Source organism: Sphingobacterium sp. 18053 (assembly GCF_902706145.1).
Lineage (GTDB): Bacteria > Bacteroidota > Bacteroidia > Sphingobacteriales > Sphingobacteriaceae > Sphingobacterium > Sphingobacterium paramultivorum.
In genome coordinates, this window is record NZ_CACSJW010000008.1 from 292,980 (window position 1) to 319,792 (window position 26,813).

At 38.2% G+C, this 26,813-nt stretch carries 27 protein-coding genes and 1 riboswitch; of the genes, 16 read left to right on the top strand and 11 right to left on the bottom strand.

Annotated elements, in window-relative coordinates:
- Positions 1 to 116: 116 nt before the first annotated feature.
- From GVK91_RS19850 to GVK91_RS19865, 4 genes are all read left to right on the top strand, one after another.
- Positions 117 to 1,532: a glycoside hydrolase family 125 protein gene (locus GVK91_RS19850; RefSeq protein WP_153846394.1), complete on the top strand. Its 1,416-nt coding sequence runs from the start codon at positions 117 to 119 to the stop codon at positions 1,530 to 1,532.
- A gap of 53 nt (positions 1,533 to 1,585) precedes the next feature.
- Complete coding sequence (gene murI, locus GVK91_RS19855) at positions 1,586 to 2,410, top strand: glutamate racemase (protein WP_153846395.1); 825 nt, start codon at positions 1,586 to 1,588, stop codon at positions 2,408 to 2,410.
- A 70-nt stretch (positions 2,411 to 2,480) separates the two neighbouring features.
- A complete protein-coding gene (locus GVK91_RS19860) occupies positions 2,481 to 2,726 on the top strand; it encodes a hypothetical protein (protein WP_075993320.1) in 246 nt (81 codons plus the stop codon).
- A gap of 154 nt (positions 2,727 to 2,880) precedes the next feature.
- Positions 2,881 to 4,134 carry a PQQ-dependent sugar dehydrogenase gene (locus tag GVK91_RS19865; RefSeq protein WP_159731004.1) on the top strand — a complete coding sequence of 418 codons (1,254 nt, stop codon included), beginning with the start codon at positions 2,881 to 2,883 and terminating at the stop codon, positions 4,132 to 4,134.
- A 606-nt stretch (positions 4,135 to 4,740) separates the two neighbouring features.
- Here the strand turns inward: GVK91_RS19865 and rlmH are convergent.
- Complete coding sequence (gene rlmH, locus GVK91_RS19870; RefSeq protein WP_159731006.1) at positions 4,741 to 5,214, bottom strand: 23S rRNA (pseudouridine(1915)-N(3))-methyltransferase RlmH; 474 nt, start codon at positions 5,212 to 5,214, stop codon at positions 4,741 to 4,743.
- 477 nt (positions 5,215 to 5,691) lie between these two features.
- Here rlmH and GVK91_RS19875 point away from each other — a divergent pair, with 477 nt between their 5' ends.
- Complete coding sequence (locus GVK91_RS19875) at positions 5,692 to 6,585, top strand: DUF3078 domain-containing protein (protein ID WP_153848784.1); 894 nt, start codon at positions 5,692 to 5,694, stop codon at positions 6,583 to 6,585.
- 128 nt (positions 6,586 to 6,713) lie between these two features.
- Here the strand turns inward: GVK91_RS19875 and dnaB are convergent, their stop codons facing one another.
- A complete protein-coding gene (dnaB, locus tag GVK91_RS19880) occupies positions 6,714 to 8,327 on the bottom strand; it encodes a replicative DNA helicase (RefSeq protein ID WP_070565623.1) in 1,614 nt (537 codons plus the stop codon).
- Between the two features lie 382 nt (positions 8,328 to 8,709).
- On the opposite strand from dnaB, the gene ubiE reads away from it, so the two are divergent.
- The 6 genes from ubiE to GVK91_RS19910 all read left to right on the top strand — a co-directional run bounded on the left by ubiE (position 8,710) and on the right by GVK91_RS19910 (position 13,007).
- The gene (gene ubiE / locus GVK91_RS19885) at positions 8,710 to 9,450 is read left to right on the top strand and encodes a bifunctional demethylmenaquinone methyltransferase/2-methoxy-6-polyprenyl-1,4-benzoquinol methylase UbiE (protein ID WP_159731008.1); all 741 of its coding nucleotides are present in this window, start codon (positions 8,710 to 8,712) and stop codon (positions 9,448 to 9,450) included.
- A 64-nt stretch (positions 9,451 to 9,514) separates the two neighbouring features.
- Positions 9,515 to 10,276, top strand: coding sequence for an SDR family NAD(P)-dependent oxidoreductase (locus GVK91_RS19890; RefSeq protein WP_153848786.1), 762 nt, complete (start codon positions 9,515 to 9,517; stop codon positions 10,274 to 10,276).
- Positions 10,277 to 10,286: 10 nt separating this feature from the next.
- Positions 10,287 to 10,736: a GatB/YqeY domain-containing protein gene (locus tag GVK91_RS19895; RefSeq protein ID WP_120332659.1), complete on the top strand. Its 450-nt coding sequence runs from the start codon at positions 10,287 to 10,289 to the stop codon at positions 10,734 to 10,736.
- An 88-nt stretch (positions 10,737 to 10,824) separates the two neighbouring features.
- Positions 10,825 to 11,268, top strand: coding sequence for a GNAT family N-acetyltransferase (locus tag GVK91_RS19900; protein WP_159731010.1), 444 nt, complete (start codon positions 10,825 to 10,827; stop codon positions 11,266 to 11,268).
- A 20-nt stretch (positions 11,269 to 11,288) separates the two neighbouring features.
- A complete protein-coding gene (locus tag GVK91_RS19905) occupies positions 11,289 to 11,663 on the top strand; it encodes a DUF423 domain-containing protein (protein ID WP_153848788.1) in 375 nt (124 codons plus the stop codon).
- Between the two features lie 6 nt (positions 11,664 to 11,669).
- Positions 11,670 to 11,732: riboswitch (Fluoride riboswitch) on the top strand.
- A gap of 36 nt (positions 11,733 to 11,768) precedes the next feature.
- Positions 11,769 to 13,007 (top strand): voltage-gated chloride channel family protein, encoded by a 1,239-nt coding sequence (locus GVK91_RS19910; protein WP_159731012.1) that lies wholly within the window; start codon positions 11,769 to 11,771, stop codon positions 13,005 to 13,007.
- 226 nt (positions 13,008 to 13,233) lie between these two features.
- Here the strand turns inward: GVK91_RS19910 and mgtE are convergent, their stop codons facing one another.
- From mgtE to GVK91_RS19930, 4 genes are all read right to left on the bottom strand, one after another.
- Positions 13,234 to 14,550, bottom strand: a complete 1,317-nt coding sequence (gene mgtE, locus GVK91_RS19915) for a magnesium transporter (RefSeq protein WP_153848790.1) — start codon at positions 14,548 to 14,550, stop codon at positions 13,234 to 13,236.
- A 170-nt stretch (positions 14,551 to 14,720) separates the two neighbouring features.
- Positions 14,721 to 15,431: a dipeptidase PepE gene (pepE, locus tag GVK91_RS19920; protein ID WP_153848791.1), complete on the bottom strand. Its 711-nt coding sequence runs from the start codon at positions 15,429 to 15,431 to the stop codon at positions 14,721 to 14,723.
- 103 nt (positions 15,432 to 15,534) lie between these two features.
- On the bottom strand, positions 15,535 to 15,711 hold the full coding sequence (locus GVK91_RS19925; RefSeq protein WP_153848792.1) for an Arc family DNA binding domain-containing protein: 177 nt from the start codon (positions 15,709 to 15,711) through the stop codon (positions 15,535 to 15,537).
- A gap of 10 nt (positions 15,712 to 15,721) precedes the next feature.
- Positions 15,722 to 16,585, bottom strand: coding sequence for an SPFH domain-containing protein (locus GVK91_RS19930; protein ID WP_159731014.1), 864 nt, complete (start codon positions 16,583 to 16,585; stop codon positions 15,722 to 15,724).
- 97 nt (positions 16,586 to 16,682) lie between these two features.
- Here GVK91_RS19930 and GVK91_RS19935 point away from each other — a divergent pair, with 97 nt between their 5' ends.
- The 5 genes from GVK91_RS19935 to GVK91_RS19955 all read left to right on the top strand — a co-directional run bounded on the left by GVK91_RS19935 (position 16,683) and on the right by GVK91_RS19955 (position 22,789).
- Complete coding sequence (locus GVK91_RS19935; protein WP_153848287.1) at positions 16,683 to 17,165, top strand: DNA-deoxyinosine glycosylase; 483 nt, start codon at positions 16,683 to 16,685, stop codon at positions 17,163 to 17,165.
- 53 nt (positions 17,166 to 17,218) lie between these two features.
- Positions 17,219 to 18,397, top strand: a complete 1,179-nt coding sequence (locus tag GVK91_RS19940) for an AIR synthase related protein (RefSeq protein ID WP_153848286.1) — start codon at positions 17,219 to 17,221, stop codon at positions 18,395 to 18,397.
- A gap of 62 nt (positions 18,398 to 18,459) precedes the next feature.
- The gene (locus GVK91_RS19945; RefSeq protein WP_159731016.1) at positions 18,460 to 18,897 is read left to right on the top strand and encodes a RimK/LysX family protein; all 438 of its coding nucleotides are present in this window, start codon (positions 18,460 to 18,462) and stop codon (positions 18,895 to 18,897) included.
- Positions 18,898 to 18,954: 57 nt separating this feature from the next.
- Positions 18,955 to 19,890, top strand: coding sequence for a 30S ribosomal protein S6--L-glutamate ligase (gene rimK / locus GVK91_RS19950; protein WP_070565651.1), 936 nt, complete (start codon positions 18,955 to 18,957; stop codon positions 19,888 to 19,890).
- A 157-nt stretch (positions 19,891 to 20,047) separates the two neighbouring features.
- Entirely contained in the window at positions 20,048 to 22,789 is a 2,742-nt protein-coding gene (locus GVK91_RS19955; RefSeq protein ID WP_159731018.1) for a DUF3857 domain-containing protein, read from the top strand.
- 41 nt (positions 22,790 to 22,830) lie between these two features.
- Here the strand turns inward: GVK91_RS19955 and GVK91_RS19960 are convergent, their stop codons facing one another.
- From GVK91_RS19960 to thrS, 5 genes are all read right to left on the bottom strand, one after another.
- Positions 22,831 to 23,280, bottom strand: a complete 450-nt coding sequence (locus tag GVK91_RS19960; RefSeq protein ID WP_159731020.1) for a DUF3060 domain-containing protein — start codon at positions 23,278 to 23,280, stop codon at positions 22,831 to 22,833.
- Positions 23,281 to 23,532: 252 nt separating this feature from the next.
- A complete protein-coding gene (gene rplT, locus GVK91_RS19965; RefSeq protein WP_046674462.1) occupies positions 23,533 to 23,877 on the bottom strand; it encodes a 50S ribosomal protein L20 in 345 nt (114 codons plus the stop codon).
- Between the two features lie 98 nt (positions 23,878 to 23,975).
- Complete coding sequence (gene rpmI / locus GVK91_RS19970; RefSeq protein ID WP_002993964.1) at positions 23,976 to 24,176, bottom strand: 50S ribosomal protein L35; 201 nt, start codon at positions 24,174 to 24,176, stop codon at positions 23,976 to 23,978.
- 39 nt (positions 24,177 to 24,215) lie between these two features.
- Complete coding sequence (gene infC / locus GVK91_RS19975) at positions 24,216 to 24,776, bottom strand: translation initiation factor IF-3 (protein ID WP_075993338.1); 561 nt, start codon at positions 24,774 to 24,776, stop codon at positions 24,216 to 24,218.
- 11 nt (positions 24,777 to 24,787) lie between these two features.
- Entirely contained in the window at positions 24,788 to 26,713 is a 1,926-nt protein-coding gene (thrS, locus tag GVK91_RS19980) for a threonine--tRNA ligase (RefSeq protein WP_159731021.1), read from the bottom strand.
- Positions 26,714 to 26,813: the final 100 nt, after the last annotated feature.

The window sequence follows — 26,813 nt, forward strand, 5'->3', positions numbered from 1 at the left end:
TATGTTCAGTCAATTTTATCATGCTAAATCGTATTTGCTGTTCCTTTTATTCAAAAATATTTATATCTTGCATTTCAGTAAATAACCTTAAATCATAAAAAATAGCCCTAATAAGCATGAAACGCAGAACATTTATCCAAAACGCAACCCTGTTAACCGCAGGTGCACTTACAAGCAAATTTTCATTCGCTCAGGAACATTCTTTTCCCACTGTTCGGACATCTAAAGAGAAAAGACTTTTCTCGAGCAAGGTAATCGAAGATGCAATTGTAGAATTTCAGAAAAATGTTAAAAATAAGGAACTGGCTTGGTTATTTAACAACTGCTTTCCTAATACCTTAGATACTACCGTATTTCCCTATGTCCAAAACGGAAGGAATTACACGTATGTGATTACAGGAGATATCGATGCGATGTGGTTACGTGACAGTAGTGCGCAGGTATGGCCGTACCTCCCTTTTATGAAAAAGGACAAAAAACTACAAGATCTTATTGTTGGCTTAATTCAAAAACAGAGCAAATGCATCAATATTGATCCCTATGCCAATGCATTTTATAACGATCCAACAAAGAAAGGCGAATGGTTCAGTGACCACACAAACATGAAACCTGGAATTCATGAACGAAAATGGGAAATCGATTCATTGTGTTATCCAATTCGATTAGCTTATCATTATTGGAAGGAAACGAGTGACAGTAGCCCATTTAATGATGAATGGTTGGAAGCTCAACATAAAATATATCAGACTTTCGTTGAGCAACAACGTAAAGATAGCCTAGGCCCATATAAATTTGAACGAACAACCTCCAGGGGCTCCGATACATTACAGGTAGATGGCTATGGATATCCTGTAAATCCAGTTGGTTTGATCTGCTCTAGTTTTCGACCTTCGGACGATTCTACAATTTTCTCATTTCTTATTCCATCCAATTTATTTGCGATTGTTAGTCTGAGGCAGTCTGCCGAAATTTTGAAAAAGGTTAAAAATGAACATGAACTCGCTGCAAAAATGGAAGCGCTTGCCAATGAGGTCGAAGCAGCAGTCAATAAATATGGTATCATCGACCACCCGACACTGGGCCGGATATATGCTTTTGAGGTAGACGGTTTTTCGAGCCATCTTATGATGGATGACGCGAATATTCCTAGTTTGTTGGCTCTACCTTATTTAGGAGCTGTAGATCTAAATAACGAAGTTTATCAACGTACGCGTAACTTTGTTTTGTCTGATAAAAATCCATTCTTTTTTAAGGGAACAGCAGCAGAAGGCATTGGTGGACCTCACATAGGAAGAGATATGATCTGGCCGATGTCCATTATTATGCGGGCGCAGACCTCAACAAATGATGATGAGATTCGTAATTGTATTAAAACCCTGGTCAATACACATGGTGGAACCGGATTTATGCATGAGTCTTTTCATAAAAACGATCCTAAAAAATTCACAAGACATTGGTTTGCTTGGACAAATACATTATTTGGCGAATTAATTTGGAAAATATACAAAGAGAAACCATCTTTGCTTCAATAAATCTGAAACTTGTAACACAATGTTATAAGTGAAGGTGCTTATAACATTGTGTTATGGATAATTTAACAACACCCGGTCCTATTGGTATTTTTGATTCTGGTTATGGAGGACTCTCCGTATTTAAAGAAATTCAACAACTTTTACCTCAATACGATTATATCTATTTAGGCGATAACGCCCGTGTTCCATACGGTACAAGATCCTTTGAGACCGTTTATAATTACACCAAACAATGTGTTTTTAAATTATTTGACCTGGGCTGTAATCTCGTTATTCTGGCATGTAATACGGCTTCTGCAAAAGCATTAAGGACTATTCAACAACATGATCTTCCCCCTGGAAAGAAAGTCCTTGGCGTCATCAGACCCACGACCGAAATCGTACACAATTTTACGAAAACTAACAAGATCGGTATTTTAGCCACTACAGGAACGGTAAAATCTGAATCCTATAAAATAGAAATACACAAATTCAATCCAGAAATTGAGGTTTTTCAGCACGACTGCCCTTTTTGGGTCCCTTTGGTAGAAAACAACGAAATCAATACCGAGGGCGCTCATTACTTTGTAGAAAAAGATTTACGGGAACTTTTACAGCAATCCGATCAGATCGACACCATCGTGCTTGCCTGTACCCACTATCCGCTATTGCTGCCCGTAATCAAAAAATATACACCAAGTAATATAAAGATCATCTCTCAGGGACCTATTGTTGCCAATAGCTTAAAAGAATATCTAGGTAGACACCAGGAAATTGAAACACTTTGTTCTCAAAATGGCCAACTGGCCTTTTATACAACAGATGATCCGAGAGACTTTGAAAGTAAAGCAAAAATATTTTTTGGACAGCCGATAGCCGCAAGCCATATCAGTGTTTAAGAAATAAAAGGCAATAATTTTTAAAACTTTTACTTCCCAATTTTCGTTATTCTGATAAAAGGCGAGTAAAATGAAAAAGAACTTTATAACCATTGCTTATAATCAGGATACACAGCATTGCGAATCCAAAGAGTTTTCAAACATACAGGAAAGTGCAGATTATTTTAAGACTTTCGAGACCTCTGCACAACCCAACTACGTTCCCGTATGTATTTACAATTTAAATACAAACACAATTCTAGATATAAGTGATTATTATATAAACAATGATATTGAGCTCCATCGAATCGTAAGAAACTGCCTGGCGGGAAAATAACTCCTATAATACTTAAAAACAAATTAGCTGGCTAGCATTCCCCTTTCTTATTAGTATGAGTTATATATTTATATTATTACATTCTGAAAAATAATATTTCATTAATTTTTAATATCTTCAAGCAGATAATCAGACCAAAAACAAGTCACAGATAATGAAAACCAAACTGACAATAAGCCTCTTAACAGTATCTTTAGGATTAACTGCATGTAATTCCAACCATGCGAATTCAAATTCAAGTTCGGATAGCAGTGCAAATTCTGCAACTGACACAACAAGTTATCCTCCGGTAGAAACACAAAAGGCAAACACAAGTTATAAACCAGCATTTGCTGGACAAACCAGAATTAAAGGTGCAAAGACGAGCACGCCGTTCGAAGGTAAAGTAATTGCCGAGGGATTAAAATCTCCTTGGGGTATAACTGCTTTACCCGATGGCCGATTATTAATCTCAGAAAAAGAAGGTGATTTTCGCATTGCAACGGCAGACGGCAAATTAAGTGAACCAATTAAAGGTTTACCTCAAGTCAATAGCAGTGGACAAGGTGGGCTTTTGGGATTACGTCTTGATCCAAAATTCGAGTCAAACCGTATGATATATTGGGTTTTCTCTGATAATACCGCTGCTGGAACTTTGACGGCCGTTGCAAAAGGAAAGCTCTCAGCCGATGAGAAATCAATAGAAGGCGCTAAAGTTATCTATCAGGCTACTCCTACTCATAAAGGGAATCTGCATTATGGTGGACGAATTATCTTTGATAAAGAAGGCAACATTATTTTGAGTACGGGTGAAAGATCTGATTTGGTCACACGACCATTGGCACAAGATCTGAATGCAGCATTGGGCAAGATCCTACGTATCACCACTGATGGACAGCCTGCCCCTGGGAATCCATTTATAGGCAAGGCAAATGCACGTCCAGAAATTTACAGTTATGGACATCGTAATCCACAGGGACTTGCCTTACATCCTGAAACTGGCGATCTTTGGGAAACCGAATTTGGTCCACGGGGCGGCGACGAGTTGAACAGAATTGAAGCAGGCAAGAATTATGGATGGCCAACGATTACGTATGGTATAGAATATAAAGGAGATAAAGTTGGTGCGGGTATACAACAAAAAGACGGTCTTGAACAACCTGTATATTATTGGGATCCAGTCCTCTCTCCTAGTGGAATTACATTCTATACCGGACAGAATATTCCAGAATGGAAGAATAATCTTTTTATTTGCGGTCTAAGCAGTATGCACATTGCCAGAATTATACTGAAGGACAATAAAGTGGTTGGAGAAGAACGTCTACTAGGTAGTGAAGGGCAACGATTTAGAGATATCACGCAAGGAAAAGATGGTGCGCTTTACGCAATCACAGATATCGGTAAATTATATAAAATTGATAAAAAATAAATACTTCGATTCGACGCAGCCCCTCTCAAATGGGCTGCGTTTTATGTTGACCGAGCCCTAAAAAACACACTTTCAACTATTTTTTATTGACCTTATTTGCTATATTTCTTTTCGAACATGACAAGCCCTATAGTTTGGCTCGATTATTGATCACTTATTAGCGAATCAATAAATTATTATATGGTAAAAAAAGAAAAAATGAAAAAACTATTAGAAATTAATCCCTTGTCATTCTACATGACCAACTGGGGATTCGTAAACAACACCGCCCCAAAAAGAACGCGCAAAACCTGCCAACCTTCTCCCAAAAATTAAGCGTTCTTGCTTAAACAATTCAATTAAAATTTATTAAAATCATCTGCTGATATCCTCCATACGGATATTAAGTAAGAGATTTATTTCTTTTACTAGATCCGTATGGAAGGGCATTAAGCTATGCGAAAAAAAATGCCAATGCGATTACGATTATAATACAAGCAATCATAATGTATTTATTCAATTGGCTATTTTTCTCTCCTTCGTCACTTTTATAGTGATAATCTCGTTTGTTGGGCAAATTCATAAGCTTGTTTTTATTCATGATGAAGTTACGGACTTTTTTCCATATTATTCGTGATGATAAGGCTCCCCTTTCATGATAGAAAAAGCACGATAGAGTTGCTCTGTAAAAAACAAACGAATCATTTGATGCGAAAATGTCATCTTGGACAACGAAATTTTTGACTTCGCCCGATCATAAATTTTTTGGTCAAACCCATAGGGACCACCAATAATAAATACCATATGCTGAACACTTTGTACCATCATTTTTTCCAGATAAGCAGAAAACTCCAAGGAACGAAACTCTTTTCCATGTTCATCCAGCAAAACGACTAAATCTTGAGGCTGTAATTGTTTCAAAATCAGCAGAGCCTCCTTATCTTTCTGCTGCTCAGCAGAAAGATTTTTGACATTTTTGATGTCTGGAATGACCACAATACTGAAATTTACATAAAACTTTAACCGTTTAATATACTTGTCAATACCCTCAATCAGGTACTTGTCATCTGTTTTACCTATACAAAGTAGCGTTATTTTCATCGAAACATTTTGTTAGTTTTTGCTATGAATAGCTCAATAGAAGCCGCCTTTCACGATCCAAAACAATAAATATCCGCTAGCTTCCAGTTGGTGTGAAAAGCTTTCCACGAACTTTTACCAAAAGCTGATACGCTAATAAATCGGGAATGCTTCCAAAGTGAACAAAGTTCTGATTTTATTTAAAATAAACACAATCAAAAAGACAAAAAAACATTAATCCCATTTATTCGTTTAGTTATAAAATATTAATTTTCTCGTACACGCTCAAAACATCACGTTGAAAATGGATAATAACCTCGTTTTAAGAGCATCGATCAGATCAAATTTGTTGTATATAACGATAGGAACGAAATATATTTCAACAAATCCAATACGCAGCTATAAAAACCACTGCGTTAGTTGTCTAATAAGATGGAAAGCTGTACGTGCTCATTTGGATCACAATAATATGGAAATGCAAACAAATTAAGTATACACATGAAAATAATAAAATCAATCATTCTTATTGCTCTTGGCTTATTAGCACATGAAACCTACGCTCAGACAACCGCGGTAGACAGCACGAAAACCTGGATTATCAAAGGAGAAAACACCTTTCTGATCAACCAAAGTTCATTTTCTAATTGGGCTGCTGGTGGGGTGAATTCATTCTCCGGCAACCTAACTCTTAATTACGACTTCAATTACAAGAAAGGCAAATGGTCATGGGACAACAAGGTCCTTGCGGCTTATGGGCTAACCTTTCAAAAAGAGTCGGACTGGCGCAAAAATGATGACCGATTAGTTTTAAATAGCTTGTTGGGACATCAGGCATCTCAATATTGGCTTTATACCTTTTTTCTAAACTTTAACACACAATTTGCCGATGGTTATGACTACACAGCTTCACCCAAAAAAAGGATATCCAGGTTTTTAGCTCCGGCATACCTGAGCTTCGGTCCGGGTTTTGCGTATAAACGATCGGACAACCTCAGATTTAATCTTTCACCTGCGGCTGTGCGGTTTGTATTCGTAAGTGATACGCTCCTTTCCACACGATATGGACTAAATCCGAACAGCAAGTCCCGCACTGAATTCGGCGCGTCATTTGACGCTTATTATAAAGTAAATCTAATGGAGAACATTTCATTTGAAAATATACTAAAACTCTATTCAAACTATTTAGATAAACCTCAAAATGTAGATATTGACTATACGGCCAATCTTTTTATGAAGGTAAACAAGTTTATTACAGTAAACGCAGGTGTACAGATGATCTACGATGACAATACGGCTATTCCGATTATTAAAGATAATGTTGAAGTTGGAAAGAGAAATTCTGCCCTACAAATTAGGCAAATTGTCGGTGCAGGCGTGACATACAAATTTTAAAGGAAAAAAAATGGCATGAACAAGCTCGCATAAGAAACATAAATTACGAAGGCGCCGTAAACGAAAAAACCGAATTTAAATCATTCGGTTTTTTCTATTATTTAGGAATACTTATGTAAAATTAATCTCTAAAATGGGGCATCATCGGGCATATCGTTCATTCGAGACGGCATAGTAATACCACCACTGAAGCCCCCAGCACTAAAATCATCAGCAAAGTTTGGCGACGGATTCAATGCCGAAGCAGAAAATGTAGCCGGCGCATCACCGAATCCATCTCCACCACCCATACCCGAAAACTCATCTTCTAAATCCACAAACTTCACAAATTTACCCACAAAGCGAAGTGGAACAATTCCGGTCTCACCATTACGGTGTTTTGCAATAATAACCTCACCGACACCGGCAGTAGGACGCCCCTCTTCATCTTCTGTCAAACCATAATATTCGGGTCTATATAAGAAAAGAACCATATCCGCATCCTGCTCAATAGAACCAGACTCCCGTAAATCAGACAACATAGGACGCTTACTGTTTCCTGGCCTTGACTCTACTGCACGACTCAACTGCGACAATGCAAGCACTGGAATATTTAACTCTTTGGCGACAGATTTCAAAGCCCGGGAAATACTACCGATCTCTTGTTCACGGTTCCCCCCACCTTTACCGTCTGCTTTTCCATGCATTAACTGCAAGTAATCGACGATCACCATTTGGATATCGTATTGTGCCTTTAAGCGCCTGCATTTAGCTCTAAATTCGAACACATTCAACGCCGGCGTATCATCAATAATAATAGGTGCATCAGTTAAACGACCAATCCTCGAATGTAATTGTTGCCATTCATGATCAGCAAGATTTCCTTTTTTCAATTTCTCTTGCTCAATTTCTGTTTCACCAGCGATTAGACGATTGACAAGCTGAACAGATGACATCTCCAGCGAGAATACGGCAACTGCTTTACCGTGTTCCACTGCAGCATTACGTGCAACAGAAAGTACGAATGCCGTCTTTCCCATCGCTGGACGTGCTGCAATAATAACAAGATCTGAAGGCTGCCAACCTGATGTCATACGATCCAATGCCGTTAAGCCAGAAGGCACACCTGTCAGACCGTCTGTACGGTCACGCAGCATCTCAAGATTAGAAATCGCCTCACGCATAATATCGTCCATCTTTCTTGAATCTCTTCGCAAGTTATTCTGCGCAATATCAAACAAGCTTTTCTCGGCATGATCCAACAGATCGAAGATATCTGACGTTTCATCGTATGAGCTATTAATAATTTCAGTAGAAACTTTGATAAGCTCACGTTGGATGTATTTCTGCGAAATAATACGTGCATGATACTCAATATTAGCTGCCGAAACCACGCGATCTGTCAATTGCGTAATATAATAGGCACCGCCGACCATTTCAAGAGCCCCCATCCGTCTAAGTTCCGAGGTAACGGTTAATATATCAATTGGGGAAGTTTTTTGAAAAAGGCCAAAAATTGCTTCAAAGATCTTTTGATGTGATTCCTTATAGAACGATTCCGGTTTTAAAATATCAATAATTTCACTCAGCGCATTCTTTTCAAGCATCAAAGCTCCCAAAACAGCCTCCTCAAGATCTACTGCCTGCGGCGGAAGTTTACCCAAACCACTCACCAAATTATTTAATTTGGTACGACGTTCGCCATAATTACCCCGTTTGTTATTATCCGTGTTATTCGCTTCAAAATTACTGTCGTTCATCATGATATTATATCAGAAATATAGCTTTGCTATCCTTATAAATTTTAGATAGGATAACAAATGTATAAAAAATAAAATTCACCACCATGCGGAGTTACACACAGAGAAATTCAACGATCACACCCGAAACCTCAAAAAGCTTTGAAGGACACAGATTTACATAGTGAGTTTTCAACACTTACTGTTGAAAAGATGTTGAAAATAAAAAATCACTACTTAAAATCAATACATTAAAAAATGTTAATAACTTAAGCCATTGTGAATAAGCAAAATGGTAAAAAGCAAATCAATACCCTCCACTATCATCAAAACAAACTGACTTTAAGATGAAAACAAATCCCTTTTTTAGCACTAAAAAATATTCATATATTGTATCTTTGTAACTATGACGCACGACTCCTCAACATTAAAACCCTATAAAGACACCAACGATGGGAAGAAGAAACAGGTAGCAGATATGTTTGACAACATCTCTCATTCCTATGATTTTTTGAACCATTTCATGTCTTTGGGTATTGACATTATCTGGCGCAAAAAAGCCATCAATGCCTTAAAGTCCATAAAACCGCAACTGATGTTGGATGTAGCGACAGGAACTGGTGATTTTGCATTGGAATCAATTAAAATCTTGAATCCAAAAAAGATTATTGGTGTCGATATCTCCCAAGGAATGCTTGACGTCGCTAAGAAAAAAATTACAAGTAAGGGCTTAGCGAATCAATTTGAGGTAGCGTTAGGAGACTCAGAGAGGCTTCAATTTGAAGATAATACTTTCGACGCCGTTACCGTAGCATTTGGTGTCCGTAATTTTGAAAACTTAGAGAAAGGCCTATCAGACATATACCGCGTATTAAAGCCTGGTGGGAAAGCTGTTATTTTAGAATTTTCGAATCCAAAGAAATTCCCCATTAAACAGCTTTATAATTTTTATTTCAAGTTTATTACACCAACCATTGGAAAATTCTTTTCAAAAGATTCCAGTGCATATGAATACCTACCAGAATCTGTTGCTCAATTTCCAGATGGACAAAAGTTCGTTGCCATAAACAAAAAAGCAGGTTTTAACGAAACGATCGTTAGACCACAGACATTTGGCATCTGCACCATCTATATTGCTACAAAATAGGGCGACCTAAGATCTGGTTTTGAGTCAAATCGGATTAATTTTTAATATCAACGAGTTACAACATATGACTAAAACAGTTTTTATTACAGGAGCAAGCTCAGGAATCGGTCAGGCCTGCGCTGAAGTTTTAGCCAAAGAAGGCTACAATCTTTTGCTTTGCGCCCGTAGGTTAAATCGTTTAGAAGAATTAAAAGATACACTACTCGCGACCTACCCTACGATTCAGATCCATATTTTTGAGCTTGATGTTCGCGATGCAGAACAAGTTGCGAATCAAATTGAGGGTCTGCCTCCGGCATGGAAGAAAATAAATGTTCTCATCAACAATGCTGGTTTGAGCCAAGGATTGGATCCTATTCAAAATGGTGATATCGGAGATTGGGACAGAATGATTGATACCAATATTAAAGGTTTACTGTATGTGAGTAAATCTGTGATACCACTTATGGACACTGAAAACGGCGCCCATATTGTTAATTTAGGATCTATTGCAGGGAAAGAGGTTTATCCAAATGGGAATGTGTACTGTGCTACCAAACATGCTGTTGATGCTTTAACTAAAGCTATGCGCATTGATTTGCTAACTCAGGGCATTAAAGTAACATCTATCGACCCCGGAATGGTGGAGACGGAATTTTCTGAAGTTCGTTTCCATGGAGATCGGGAAAGAGCTAAAAATGTCTATAATGGTGTGCAGGCCCTGACAGGAAAAGATATTGCCGAAACGATCCTTTTTGTCATTACCAGACCTGCACATGTCAATATAAACGATCTATTAATAATGCCTACAGCACAAGCGACAGGCACAATTGTCAATCGAAAATAATTTAAATATTATGTCATTAGAAATACAAATAAATCAAGACATTAAGGCCGCAATGATCGCAAAAGACACGGCAAAATTACGTGGCTTACGTGCGATTAAAGCAGCTATTCTCCTAGCAAAAACTGAAAAAGGTCATGCCGAAGACCTTAACCAAGAGGCAGAGATTAAAGTTTTACAAAAACTTGTAAAACAACGTCGCGAATCTGCTGAAATTTATAAGACTCAAAACCGTGAAGATCTTTATGAAATTGAAGTTGAGGAAGAAAAAGTTATTGAAGCTTATCTGCCAAAACAACTAAGCAAGGAAGAAGTTGAAACGATTGTCAAAGCAATTATCGCCGAAACAGGAGCTTCTTCCATTAAAGATATGGGTAAAGTAATGGGTGCCACAAATCAAAAGCTTGCTGGACAAGCAGATGGAAAAACCATCTCTGAAGTTGTTAAAAGTCTACTCGCATAAAACTCTCAAATCAATAGAGTCAAATTAAATTGGATATGTCTTTACAGCCATATCGATTGTATAATTTGACTCTATTTTTATTTCAATTATGGCTTTTCAGTGGAATCTAAAGAGTTTTGACGAACTCAACACGAAAGAATTATATCGTATTTTAAAGCTTCGAATGGAAGTGTTTGTTTTGGAGCAGGAATGTTTGTATCCTGAATTGGACGATAAAGATTTTGCTTGTCTGCATCTTTGGACAGAACAAGATGATCGTATTATAGCATACACGAGATTAGTTCCTCCGGGCCTTTCCTACCCACAAGCTTCCATTGGTCGGGTTATCGTCGCCGAGGAAGCGCGCGGAACCGGTCTGAGTCAACAATTAATGATTCATTCCATCGAATCTCTCTATAAAGAATTTGGTGAAGGCGAGATACAGATAGGTGCGCAATTTCATTTAAAATCCTTTTATGAAAAATTAGGGTTTAAACAAATCTCTGAGCCCTACCCCGATTACGGAATCCTTCATATCGATATGATTAAATAACCAATTTAGTAAATTTAGGCATGCAAAACGTTGTCATCATCACTGCCGCCCTATTTGGCGGCCTCGCTATCATCCTAGGTGCATTTGGAGCTCATGCATTCAAAAAAATCCTATCAGCTGAAAAGCTGGAATCCTTTGAGGTTGGCGTTCGATATCAAATGTATACTGCTCTCACCCTATTGATTCTAGGATTTAATTTCTCCTTTGAGTTTCAGTCTGAACGAGTCGCATTTTATCTGATCACACTAGGAACTATTTTATTCTCGGTAAGTATATATTTTCTATCGTTTGCGGAATACTGGAAAAAGAATCTAAAGTTTCTTGGGCCAATCACCCCGCTCGGCGGATTACTTATGATCGCAGGCTGGGTTGCTATTATCATTCGCTTTTTGTAGATTTGAGATAAATATGGCAATGATGTCTGCCCTGAACCGCCTTAATAAGCTGATGACGTCTACTATTTTAGTATAAAACAACAATTTTATATAAAGTGTAGACTTATGGCTATAACACATTCAAATCAAAGCAATCTTCATTTTTTTCTTAAATGGCTTATCTCCTGTAGTGCGATAGGTTTCATCGTAGGATCCATTTGTGCGTTTTTTCTCTTTTCCCTCAATTGGGTAACGCAGTACCGAGAAGCTCATCCTTGTATAATTTATGGACTCCCCCTAGCGGGATTTGCCATTGCATTCTCCTATAAGTATTGGGGCAATCCATCAAGTAAAGGAAATAACCTGCTGATTGAAGAATACCTTCACCCCCAACGCCGCATTCCGCTTATCATGGCGCCTCTTGTCCTATTCGGAACTTTACTTACACATCTGTTTGGAGGTTCGGCAGGCCGTGAAGGAACTGCCGTACAGATAGGTGGAGCAGTTTCCGATCAGCTCAATCGCTGGTTTGACTTCGATAAAACTGAACGCCGTATCTTAATTTCAATCGGCATCACTGCAGGCTTTGCCGCTGTGTTTGGCACCCCGCTCGCCGGAACAATATTCGGCCTGGAAGTACTACTAATTGGAAAAAAAAGATATTTCGGTATCCTGCCCTGTTTATTTACCGCCTATTTTGCGAACTTCAGCTGTCAATTATGGAATATTCCACACACCCATTATCCAATTCATGATGTTATTCCAATGCTGTCCTTGACCAATATTGGATTTAGCCTCGCCGCAGGTATTCTATTCGGTATTACAGCATGGCTTTTTACATTTGCCAGCGATTTCTTTAGCCTTCAATTCAAACGAATTAAATACCCTCTGCTTAGACCAGTGATTGGCGGTATTATTTTGGTACTTATCATTATGTTATTCCATAGCAGTAACTATATTGGACTTGGTATCCCCATGATTCAGAATGCATTTGTCGATCAGTCGAATTATTATGACTTTATCATCAAATTACTTTTAACGACTTTCACCCTTTCTGCCGGATTTAAAGGCGGAGAAGTAACCCCGCTGTTTTTTATCGGGGCAACCTTGGGGAGTGCGTTAAGCACCGTTATTCCACTTCCCATCAGCCTGCTGGCTGCCATGGGCTTTGTAGCCGTATTTTCAGGCGCTACAAACACCCCGCTCGCCTGTATTGTAATGGGTTATGAATTATTTGGGATTCAACCTATTTTATTTATAGCAATAGCGTGTATAGTCGCTTTTTTATTTTCCGGAAAAAAAGGAATTTATATTGCACAAAAAGGAGGTTTGAAGGAAAAATTCTATCGTAGGCTCAATTTATAGACAAGACAATGCGCTTTCAGCTTCTCTGTCTATCTCCTTGTATTCCATTATGAACTACTTCAAATAAAAACAAGATAGGGCAAAAAAACATGCTAAGAAGAAGAGTGCAGACCACAATGAATGGATAGATGACTTTAATAAAGACACTAGAAAAATTTTTTTGATAAAAAAAAAAGCCTAAATCATAAGTATGCTTTAGGCTTTTTTTAAAATCTTATAATCTGAACTACAGTAGTTTTCCATGCAGAAAGAATGCCGCAACAGTAAAATAGATAATCAATCCTGAAACATCCACCAAAGTAGCTACAAATGGTGCTGATGCCGTCGCCGGATCTAATCCAAACCGACGTAGAATAAATGGAATAAACGACCCTGATAACGTTCCCCATAATACAATAAACAATAAGGAAACAGCAACCGTAAAACCAATTGAAATCCAATAAGGACCATAGTCATACAGACCAAGAAAATGCCAAGCCAATATCCGTAGGAATCCGATCGACCCCAATATTCCACCTAAGATTAAACCAGAAGAAACTTCACGCTTCATCACGTACCACCAATCTTTCAGCTTTAACTCACCGAGAGCCATGGCACGAATAATTAAGGATGCTGCTTGAGACCCAGAATTACCCCCACTGGATATAATTAAAGGAACAAATAAAGCAAGAACAACTGCCTTTTCCAATTCCCCTTCAAAAAATCCCATTGCTGAGGCTGTAAGCATTTCGCTAAAAAACAATATAATCAGCCAGCCGGCTCTTTTTTGGATCAATTGCAATAAAGGAGTTTTCGTATAGGCCAGATCTAATTCTTCCATCCCCCCAAATCGCTGTATATCTTCGGTATCGCGATCTTCAATTCGATCCAACACGTCATCAAATGTCACAATGCCGACCAATACACCCGCTTCTGTAATGATTGGCAAGGCGCTTCGGTCATATTTTTGAAAAATCTCGAATGCTTCTTCCATAGGTGTTGAAGCTTTAATCGCTGCAAAATTATAGTCGATCAAATCAGAAATTTTTGTCGAAGAATCCGATAGAAGTAACTGACCAATTTTCAAGTCATCGATCAATACGTTTTTCTCATCAACTACATAAATAAAATTGAGCGTTTCAGCTTTCCTTCCAAAAACTTTAATATGCCGAAAGACATCATCAACAGTATAATAAGGGCGAACTTGCACATACATTGGTGTCATAAGTCGGGCTATACTGTTCTCTTTATAACCAATCAACTCCAAAGCCATTTGCTTCTCGCGCTCATTCAAAAGATTGATCAGATATTTGATCAGATCATCCGGCAATTCCGACAACAATTCATTACGCGTATCCGGCTTCAAATTATTCAGCAATTCGGACAGCTCATGTTCCGTCATTGATTTGATCAACGTATATTGGACATCCATTTCAAAAAAAGAAAAGATCTCCAATCTATCCTCCAAAGGATAGTCCATAAACTCTTGATGTTGCTCCCCTTTACTTAAACGCGATATTTCTTCCGCGATATCGGCCGGGTGTAATGCTGAATTTTGTTCCATTGGAAGAAAATTTTAATGGATTTAGCGCAAAAGTAGCTTATTTTGTATTATTTTCAACAATCTGAAAAACTATTTTTTCCAATGGGAATTGCTGCTAGTCTTTCATAAAATCGTCACTACTACATTGAAGAGTACATTTGACTTGATATGCCCATAAACTTTACAATATCTTAAAAATTAATTAATCCAGGCGCTAGCTCCTCGGGCTCGAAACCAGCTTTAAATAGCCGGGCTGTTAAATTACCTTTCAGTTCTATGTTTCCCTCATTTACATGCAACCAGCTCCCTTCACGTAAGCCTATGACTGGCTGAGGATTAAGTTGGTGAAATTCCTGGATTCGCGTTTCCCTTGTCTCTCCTTTATGTGTAGAATTTGGATCTGGATCCAAATAATGTGGATTGATATTAAAAGGTAAGAAACCAAGTGCATCAAAGCTAGGCGGATAAACAATAGGCATATCATTTGTCGTTCCAATCGTCAGTCCTGTCAAATTGGAACCTGCAGATGTACCAACATATGGAATACCCTTTGCTATTTGCACACGCAATTGCTGTACCAAATCCAGTTCATATAGCGTTTTTAACAGTAGAAATGTATTTCCCCCACCAATAAAAATAGCCCTGGCATCCTGAATAGCTTTCTTCTTATTATGAAACTCATGCAGCCCCCTAACCGTCACGCCCTCATCTTTCAGGGCATCTTGTACCTTACCGGTATAAGCATCAAAAGAAATTCCTGAAGGTCTCGCAAAAGGGATAAATAATAATTCATCTGACTGAATAAATTCGACAAAATCGTGCTTAATATAAGCTAAAAACTCACTACCATGGATCGTGCTTGTACTTACGACCAATAACTTGTACGCTGGATTAATCTTCATCTTCTATCGTTAAAACATTAAATAAAAAGTACCTTTGGCTTTGTCAATTGCAAGGCCAAAGGTACAGTTTTCATTCCTTACTATAGGCATTCCTTACTATAGGCTATTTCTTATCAGCAGTCTTTTTTTCTGCACCCAATCTTTTGTTTTCTTGCAGTGCCTTATGTAAAAGATATTCTATCTGCCCATTAACACTCCTAAACTCGTCTGCAGCCCATTTTTCCAATGCTTTGTACATTTGGTCGTCTAAGCGTAGCATAAAGTTTTTCTTATCCGCCATTTCATTTCGTTTATTGGTACAACGTACCTGTATTTACAATTGGTGTCGCTGCTTTCTCTCCACAGAGTACCACCATTAAATTGCTGACCATTGCTGCTTTTTTTTCGTTATCCAGCTCTACAATATCTTTTTCAGACAGCTTTTTTAGTGCCATTTCAACCATACCTACAGCTCCATCTACAATCTTTGAACGCGCGGCAACAATTGCAGCGGCTTGCTGCCTTTGAAGCATCGCCCCGGCGATTTCGGATGCATAGGCCAAATGACTTATTCTTGCCTCCTTAATAATAACTCCGGCAGGCGCTAAACGATCCGCCAATTCTTGTTCAAGAATATGATTTACGGTATCTCCACCCTCACGCAAAGTGATCTCCGCTCCTTCATCCTCCAAGTTATCATAAGGAAAGCTCCCGGCCAAATGTCTTACCGCCGCTTCACTTTGCGTGCGTACATAAGATGTATAGTTACTCACATCATAAGCAGCTTTGTACGTATCACCTACTTGCCATACGATAACCGCTCCAATCTCGATTGGATTTCCCATCTTGTCATTTACTTTCAGTGTCTGTCCCTGTAAGTTATCCGAACGAAGACTTACTTTAATCGTCGAATACAAGGGATTGACAAAAAACAAACCGTTTTCCTTAACCGTACCTACATATTTTCCGAAGAAATTCAGCACACGCGAATGATTTGGATTAATAATCATCAATCCCTTTAAAATAAAAAAAGTAGCAATCATCAATATCACACCCAGTACAACATACAGGGAACTTGCTTCGACATTCGCGAAGGAGAATATAGCTGCCACAAAGGAGACAACAGCTATTAATAACGCTAAATAGCCAGACATTGGTTTAATTAGTTTTTCCATAATTTGTTAATATATATTTGATATCATTTTAATATCATAAATATACTATAATAATTTTCATATTTCAAATGAAAATTTAAAATTACTATTTTTGACTATGCGCAAAAAATCCTTTCTACCCTTAGTCAATTCTACGACAGAAATACTCATCCTTGGCTCGTTGCCTGGAGATAAATCTCTGGCAGAAAATAAATATTATGCACATCCACAAAATCGCTTTTGGAAAGTAATAACCCATTTGTTCAATGGGCCGGAACAAACAAATTACACGGAGAAGATAGATCTATTACTCAAAAACAACATTGGCCTTTGGGATGTGTGCGCAGAAGCCTCTCGCCCCGGCAGCATGGACCTAGCCATACAAAATGAGCGCCCGAATCAGATTGTTGAGCTTCTGGAAACCCACCCCACAATCACACAAATTATTTTCAACGGACAAAAAGCGTACAGTTTATATTTAAAGCATTTCAACAAAAGAGAAGACATTATGTACAGATGCTTACCCAGCACTAGTCCAGCCAATGCGAAAAGTAATCTCGAAAATCTAATTCAACATTGGCGCATAATAATAAGTGATTAAATTACACGAATTAGATTCGTTAATTCAGTCCTATTGCTTATTTTTGCCCTAAGATGTCAGATTTAAAATACAATCAACGAGGCGTATCCGCAGGGAAAGAGGATGTGCACAATGCGATAAAAAATATAGATAAGGGTCTGTTTCCCAAAGCATTTTGCAAAATAATTCCAGATATTTTGGGTGGAGACCCAGACTGGTGTAATATTATGCATGCGGATGGTGCTGGCACCAAATCTTCATTGGCGTATGTCTATTGGAAAGAAACTGGTGATATTTCAGTTTGGAAAGGTATCGCACAAGACGCAATTATCATGAATATTGATGACTTGCTTTGTGTAGGCGCCATCGATAACATTCTTTTATCGTCCACAATTGGCAGAAATAAAAATCTCATTCCTGGGGAGGTGATTGCTGAAATCATCAATGGCACAGAAGAGATTCTGGCGGAACTTCGGGAGTTGGGAATTGGCATCTATTCTACTGGTGGCGAAACTGCCGACGTTGGCGACCTTGTTCGTACCATCATTGTTGATAGTACAGTAACCTGTCGGATGAAACGTGAAGATGTTATTTCAAATCATCGTATCAAAGGCGGTAACGTCATTGTTGGCTTAGCATCGAATGGAAAAGCAACGTATGAACAGTCGTACAATGGCGGAATGGGTTCCAATGGACTAACTTCTGCACGTCACGATGTATTTAACAAAAAAGTAGCTGAAAAATATCCTGAAGCGTATGATCCAGCTGTTCCTTACGAACTAGTTTTCGCGGGAAGCCAAGATCTTACAAATGAAATCGAAGTTGAAACCGGAGAAAAAATAACTGCGGGTAAGCTTGTTCTTTCAGCGACGCGTACTTATGCGCCTGTTATCAAACAAATACTAGATAAGTATCGTTCTCAAATTGACGGGATGGTGCATTGCTCTGGTGGAGCGCAAACAAAGGTCTTACACTTCGTGGATAATGTGCATGTCATCAAAGATAATCTTTTCCCGATCCCACCTCTTTTTGAATTAATACAGAAAGAATCCAATACAGACTGGAAAGAAATGTACAAAGTATTCAATATGGGACATCGTATGGAATTATATGTACCTGAATCGATTGCATCGGATATCATTGCTATTTCAGAATCATTCGGCATTCCGGCTCAAATCATAGGTCGCGTAGAAGAATCTACGTCTAAAAAAGTAACTATAACCTCTCCTTACGGAGAATTTATCTACGAATAAAAGATTTTATCCCTGTCCGCTGCTTAAACGTTGGACAGGGCTATTTTTTCAATTTGGTATAAATGAAAGAAAAACTTCTTGTAGGCTGGAAAGAGACCCTTGATTTACCTGAATTGGGAATATATGGTATAGAAGCAAAAGTCGATACCGGCGCTGCTTCATCGGTACTACACTGCAACTCGTACAAGGTAGTTAAGGAAGATGGTCAGGACTGGATTATCTGCGAACTTATCACAAATTTTGAGACAAAAGAAACAAAAACATTAAAGTTAAAACTCTATCGAACAAAACTGGTAAAAAGTTCTTTTGGTCAAGAAGAAAAGCGTTACTATATCCGCACTACAGCAACATTATATAACCAGGTATTTAGCATTAAGATCTCTTTTAGAAACCGATCTCAGATGACCTACCCCATGCTTTTGGGTAAAAATTTTTTATACAAAAGATTTTTGGTCGATGTTTCCAAAGAAAATCTCTCGACGAAGCCCCTGGTAAAATAAAACAAATAGCCAAGCAATTTTGTTATCTTAGCACAAAATATATTCAATATACAAACCGTGAAAATTGCCGTATTATCGACAGTAAAGAGTTTATACTCGACTCGTCGTCTCGTAGAAGCCGCACAACAAAGAGGACACGAATGTGTTGTCATTGATCACAGCAAGTGTTATGTCGGTATTCAGCAAGGTAAACCCAGTATCCATTACAAAGGACAGGATCTGAGTGATATTGATGCTATTATTCCCCGGATAGGAGCATCGGTAACATTCTATGGATCTGCTATCGTTAGACAATTTGAGGTGATGGATGTCATTTCCGCGAATCCCAGTCAAGCCATTACGCGATCTCGGGACAAATTAAGGTGTCTACAAATCTTATCCGGTGCAGGTATCGGACTCCCGATTACGGGATTTGCACGTACGGCCTCTGACGTAGACGATCTCATCAGTATGGTAGGTGGAGCTCCTTTAGTCATTAAACTACTCGAGGGAACGCAAGGTATCGGTGTTGTACTTGCCGAAACCAAAAAAGCGGCCTCTTCTGTTATAGAAGCGTTCTACGGACTGGGCAATAACATCCTGATCCAAGAGTTCATCAAAGAGTCTAAAGGCTCTGATATTCGCGCATTCGTGGTTGACGGCAAAGTTGTTGGAGCGATGAAACGCACGGCGAAAGAGGGTGAGTTTAGATCAAATATCCATCGGGGTGGCACCGCTCAGATTATCCGGTTAAGTAAAGCCGAAAGAGAAACAGCAATTGCGGCGGCTGCACAGCTAGGACTTACGGTTTGTGGTGTAGATATGATTCCTTCTGACAGAGGCCCTTTGGTACTGGAAGTAAACTCATCTCCAGGTTTGGAAGGCATCGAGAAAGCGACAAAAAAAGATATTGCCTCAGAAATTATACAATATATTGAGAGACAATATGAAGCAAAACAGGCTCAAATGCCTAAAGTTGTCAAGAAAAAGAAAAAAAGAGAAAGTAAATTATAATATCCTCCCCTAAGAAATAAGAAGGCTATCCATTATTGGATAGCCTTCTTATTTTCAAAATCCTTTGATTACTATCAGAGCTAATTTTACAGGACAACTAGACTCAGTTACGACGATGCCTAAAATTTTACTTATCTTAGGTTTAAATTATTAATTGATGAAAAGATTTAGCCATCTTCTATTAGCTTTTATACTATTATTAGCCACATTCTCATGGTCATTTAGCCAAACATCCGTTCAAAAAGTAGCCACACCGAGCTGGCTCCGCCCGTTGACAAAAAAAGCAGTAAAACCCAATTTGGACGATATTAGTGATGGATATTACTTTGAATTAATTGAACATCAAATAAATTTAGCAACACAAACAAAATACTACAAGGATATAAAAGTATTGTTCGATCAAAGTGGAGTTGAAAATTTAGGGCAAGTACAAGTAACCTTCGATCCTCATTTCCAAAAACTTCAATTGCATGAATTGAAAATCATTCGTAATGGGAAAGATATTGACATACTACCCAAAGCCAAATTTAATCTTTTAGCCTCTGAAACAGAGCTTTCGAGATCTATTTACAATGGAAGTCAAATGGCCCACTACGTATTGGAAGATCTACGGAAAGACGACAAAATTGTATTTGCCTATTCGATAGTAGGTGCAAATCCAGTATTTGAACAGATGTTTTTTGACAGCTACTATCTACAAGGTTATGAGCCTACAGGTTTAATTCATCTCAATTATATTGTACCTAATCATCGTAAACTCCATTTCAAGAGCTTTAATGGAGCTCCGGAGGTTCAACAGCAATCCGTTGGAAATTCAACAAATTTCTTTTGGGAGTTGACCGAACATAAGCCCGTCCAATACGAAAACTACACGCCTGATTGGTATAGCCCATTACAGTACATCCAGTGCTCAGAATTCAACACTTGGAAGGATATTGATCAATGGAAGAATCGAATCAATCCCATACCACAGATTTCTCCGTCAAGCACGCTTCAAACTTTCGTCAATCAGCTTTGGAAAGAGTCAAATGGACAGCAGTATGAATTTATTCGGAAGGCCTGTGACTTCGTGCAAAATGAAATACGTTATATGGGTATTGAGATGGGGGAATATTCGCATCGAGCCAATCTTCCCGAAAAAGTATTCTCACAACGTTATGGCGATTGTAAAGACAAATCAATGCTATTGGCAACTATGCTCAAAAACAAGAATATTGATGTTGGCTTAGTATTAGCTAATACCTATAAAAGCCGAGGCCTTCAAAATGATCTACCTTCACCTTATGCATTCAACCATATGGTCATAGAGCTTAGTATCGAAGGTCGTCACCAATATATTGACCCAACCATAACTAATCAGGGCGGAGATATCAAGAATAGATATTTTCCTACCTATGGAAAAGTTTTATCGACCTTGAATAGGGGTCAACTTGCAGATGTACCGCAAAAAGTTGTTGGAGATATCAAAGTCAAAGAGGTCTTAGCACTTGAAGGCAAATTCGACGCTACCCTGGATGTCACAACCACCTATCGCGGAAACGAAGCGGACAACATACGCAACTATTTTCAGAGCAATGCAAAAAATGATATACAGAAGCAATATCTCGATTATTACACAAAAACTTATTCAAAAATCAATAAGGTTGGCTCCATGGATTACAAGGATGACAGCAAAAACAACATTGTGGAAATTGTCGAAAAATACAAAATAAAAAATATTGGTAAGTCTGAAAACGGATCTACCAAAAAATATATTTCATTAATAGGATCAAATATAAACGAGAAACTTCCAGAAATTATGGAAGATCGCAATGCTCCACTAGACCTCCCTTTCCCTACTGATATAGAATATGAGATCTACCTCGTTAATAAAGCACAAAAAACATTCGGTGTCTACAAGGAGAATAGCTTTTTTGACCGCAAAGCCTATACATTTGGTAAAACACTAGAAATTAAAGCAGATAGTATTAAAATCCATTATACCTTGGGAATGCACGAATCATTTGTTGAACAAGCAGACCTAAAACAATATTATACAGATTTCGCTGATCGCGATAACATCTTTTATAATGGGTTTTATCTAGACACTAATGGATATGCAACAGATGGTATTCCTAGCCTAGGTACACCGACCTCATCCCATGAGGTTAATTGGTTCTCATCAATCATATTTTTAATATCGGTAGCATCCGTACTCTGGTATATTATAAAAAAGTATAATAAGAGCAAACCTATTATTATCAAGCCCTACGACCAAGTCTATCACGAACAAATTGGCGGATGGATGATCCTATTATTAGTTGTACTAATTGCAAATATATTGGCCCTATCTAGCCTATTTCTCTTTAATTTATCTCTCTTTAATTTAAATACGTGGCAAGCAATGGATCATGTCGATGGAGTTTCTTCATTTGTTTACAAAGTTTTAATCCTAGCCGAGACAGTTGCGAACACGTTGATCATCATTGGATTGATTTATAGCTGTATCCTTCTAATTAAGAGAAGGGATATTTTCGCTCAGACATTCTTTTTAATTACGCTATTTATGGCCATATTTTGTACACTAGATGCAATTGCGGGCTATTTTATGTTCAAACAATACTTTAATAAAACTGATGACATATTTACCAAATATGAAGATACGATAAGAACCATTATCTTTTTCTGTATTTGGGGTAGCTATGCTTATAAGTCTGAACGCGTAAAAGGAACCTGCCTTCGAACATATCAGCCTGCCGATACGGTCCACAAAGCTGAAAAACCTCATCCCTTTGACGAAGACTTTTTAAAGCCCTATCCGATGTCAGAACAACTTATAGAAACACGTGTCAACGAAGATAAAGTACAAAACGACAGCATGGGTCTGGATCAGAGTAGCAACCAAAATGCTGAAAAATAAATGAAATAATAAAAAGGGGGAATGTGTAGTCCCCCTTTTTATTATTTCATTTTCATCACCATATTATCCGCGCCTTCAGTAGACACTTTTACCTGACCGGATTTGTTCTTCGTAGACTTATAATGGACGTGGTTTTTGACTCCCTCAATTTGAACAGTCTCTACTGAACCAATATTAACCATATTGTCTGCCCCCTCTATCGTCACCGTTGCGATGTCACTACCTGTTACAGTATTCCCCTTTCCCTCTATAATCAATTTACTCACATTGCCACGGATCACAACTTTATTGTCAGCTCCTTCTATTTGTACGACCTCTCCCCCTTTGGCCTCTATCGTACGGTTATTGTTCACCCCTTCAATCGAGATAACTTTTCCCTGTTGATTAACCACATCGTTAGTTAGAGCCTTGGAAACTGGCTCTTTGGCCGCTATCACCAAGCTTCCGATCAAAAGAAGTGAAAATCCAAATGTAATTGTTCTTAGTTTCATAATGCTATGTTTTCTACAGATCAACAAAAATCAAACCTAATTTCAAATCTAAAAGGGATATGAGCTATAATATACTACTTCAATTGCCTCAAAAGTATAGTTGGGGAATAAGAATAAAATGAAATATAGCATTGAATTGGGTTTACTTGCCACATAACGTCCCAAAAAAGATACAGTAACGGTCATAACAAAAAAAAGGAGCCTAAAAGGCTCCTTTAATATCTCTAACAAATTGACAGCGGATTAAAAACTCTATTTTACTGCGTCTACAACTGCTTTGAAAGCTTCTGGGTTATTTAAAGCTAAGTCAGCTAAAACCTTACGGTTCAAACCAATGTTTTTAGCGTTTAATTTACCGATCAATTGGGAATAAGAAATTCCGTGTTGACGAGCTCCAGCGTTGATACGTTGAATCCATAAAGCTCTAAACTCGCGTTTTTTGGTTTTACGATCGCGGTAAGCGTATTGTAAACCTTTTTCTACTGTATTTTTAGCAATAGTATAAACTTTGCTACGTGATCCAAAGTAACCTTTTGCAAGGCCTAGGATTTTTTTGCGTCTTCTTCTAGAAGCTACTGCGTTAACCGAACGTGGCATATTTTTAAAATTAGTTTGGTAGAAGGTGTCATGTATTTCAATGAACTTACAACCTTATACCCGGTTAAAAAATTATTATTAATAAAATCGAATAAAACTTATTTACCGATAGCAAGCATACGTTTTACGTTGCCCATATCGCCATCAGATACATAACTTGTTTGTGTTAAGTTACGTTTACGTTTTGTGCTCTTTTTTGTCAAGATGTGGCTTTTGAAAGCGTTTTTTCTTGCAATTTTACCTGTTCCAGTCAATTTGAAACGTTTCTTTGCGCTGGAATTGGTTTTAACTTTTGGCATAATACTTATAAATTTTATATCAATCTGTTAGAATTCTTATTATTTTTTAGGAGCCTTTGGAGCTACTGTCAAAAACATGCGTTTACCTTCTAATTTGGGTAAAAGCTCTACTTTACCGTAGTCTTCCAAAGCCTGAGCGAAGCGCAACAACAAGATCTCACCTTGATCTTTGTGTACGATAGCGCGGCCTTTGAAGTGTACATAAGCACGAACTTTTTCTCCACTTTCTAGAAACTTAATAGCATGTTTCAATTTGAACTCAAAATCATGCTCACCAGAGTTAGGTCCGAAACGAATTTCTTTAATAACAGTCTGTTTTGCATTAGCTTTGATTTCCTTTTGTTTCTTCTTCTGTTCGTAAACAAACTTACTGTAGTCGATAATCTTACAAACCGGCGGTACAGCATTTGGCGAAATCTCCACTAAATCAAGTTCCAACTCATCAGCCAACTCTAACGCTTTGCGCGTAGGGAAAACTCCTTGTTCCACATTATCTCCTACCAAGCGCACCTCAGGTACCTTGATTAACTCATTAATGCGGTGATCTGGTTCTTTCTTTCTCATTGGTGGTCTTGGACCACCGGGTCTTTTTAATGCCAAATGTTTAAAAATTAAACGGTTATTTCCTTAATTAATATATCTCTAAATGCGTCAGCAGTCATAGTTCCTAATTCCACTGAGCCATGTTTACGTACAGAAACTGTGCCATTTTCCACCTCTTTTTCCCCTACAATCAACATATAAGGAAGCTTTTTCACTTCGGCGTCTCTGATTTTTCTGCCCACTTTCTCGTCACGTAAGTCTATCAGTCCGCGAATATCGGAATTATTTAGCGAATTCAAAACATTTTGCGCATATTCTTCGTATTTTTCTGACACTGGCAAGACGATAAATTGCTCAGGCGCAAGCCATAACGGGAATTGACCCGCACAATGTTCGATCAGTACAGCTACAAAACGCTCCAAAGATCCAAAAGGTGCGCGGTGAATCATTACTGGGCGATGTTTCATATTATCACTTCCAGTATATTCCAATTCAAAACGTTCAGGTAAATTATAATCCACCTGTATTGTACCCAATTGCCACTTCCGTCCTAAAGCATCCTTCACCATAAAGTCTAACTTAGGGCCATAGAAAGCTGCCTCGCCATATTCCACGACTGTCGGTAAGCCTTTCTCTTCAGCGGCCTCAATAATCGCCGACTCAGCCAAAGCCCAATTTTCGTCAGTACCAATATATTTTGTACGGTTTTCAGGATCACGTAATGATACCTGTGCTGTATAATCGTTAAAGCCTAACGCACCAAATACATAAAGAACCAAGTCTATTACCTTTTTGAATTCATCTTTAACCTGATCTGGACGACAAAACAAATGTGCATCATCTTGAGTAAACCCACGAACCCTTGTCAAACCGTGAAGCTCACCAGACTGTTCGTAACGATAAACAGTACCAAATTCGGAAAAACGAACTGGCAAATCCTTATACGAACGCGGTTTTACCTTATAAATTTCACAGTGGTGCGGACAATTCATTGGTTTTAACAAAAACTCTTCTCCTTCGATAGGAGTTTTTATTGGTTGAAATGAATCTGCTCCATATTTCTCATAGTGTCCAGAAGTCACATATAATTGCTTATGTCCGATATGCGGAGTAACAACAGGCTCATACCCTGAGTTTAACTGTGCTTTCTGTAAAAAGTCTATCAGCTTTTGACGTAATGCAGCTCCTTTAGGCAACCAAAGAGGCAAACCTGCACCAACCTTTTCAGAAAAAGCAAAAAGTTCCAACTCTTTTCCAAGTTTACGGTGATCGCGTTTTTTCGCCTCTTCTATAAATTTCAAATATTCTGTAAGCTCCGATGCCTTAGGGAACGTAACACCATAAATACGCGTTAACTGTTTACGAGACTCATCGCCTCTCCAGTAAGCACCGGCAACATTAGTCAATTTAATCGCTTTGATAAATCCAGTATTTGGAATATGAGGGCCACGACATAAATCTGTAAATTCCCCCTGTGTATAGAAAGTGATCTTTCCATCTTCCAAGTCCTTGATTAAATCAAGTTTATACTCATCGCCTTTCGCTGTGAAATAAGTCAACGCATCAGATTTCGAAACAGCTTTACGCTCAAATGTTTCTTTTCGTTTAGCCAGCTCCAGCATCTTGTCTTCGATCGCTTTAAAGTCATCAGACGAGAATTCACGATCGCCAAAATCCACATCATAGTAAAATCCTGTTTCAATCGCGGGACCAATACCAAACTTAATTCCGGGGTACAATGTTTCTAAAGCTTCCGCTAACAAGTGTGCCGAAGAATGCCAAAAAGTAGATTTACCTTTGGTATCATTCCAGGTCAATAACTTGACAGTAGCGTCATCTTCAATAGCACGGGCAGAATCCCACACTTCACCATTTACTTCGGCAGCAAGCACATTTCTTGCAAGCCCCTCTGAGATTGACAACGCAATCCCCGCAGCAGTGATCCCTTTTTGATACTCTCTTACGGAACCATCCGGTAGTGTAATTTTAATCATTTACAACTATGATCTTTAAATTGTTAAAAAATAGAAAACATAAAACAACATGTACAATTATGTTATTACACTTATGTTTTCAATAAATAAATTGTGACAC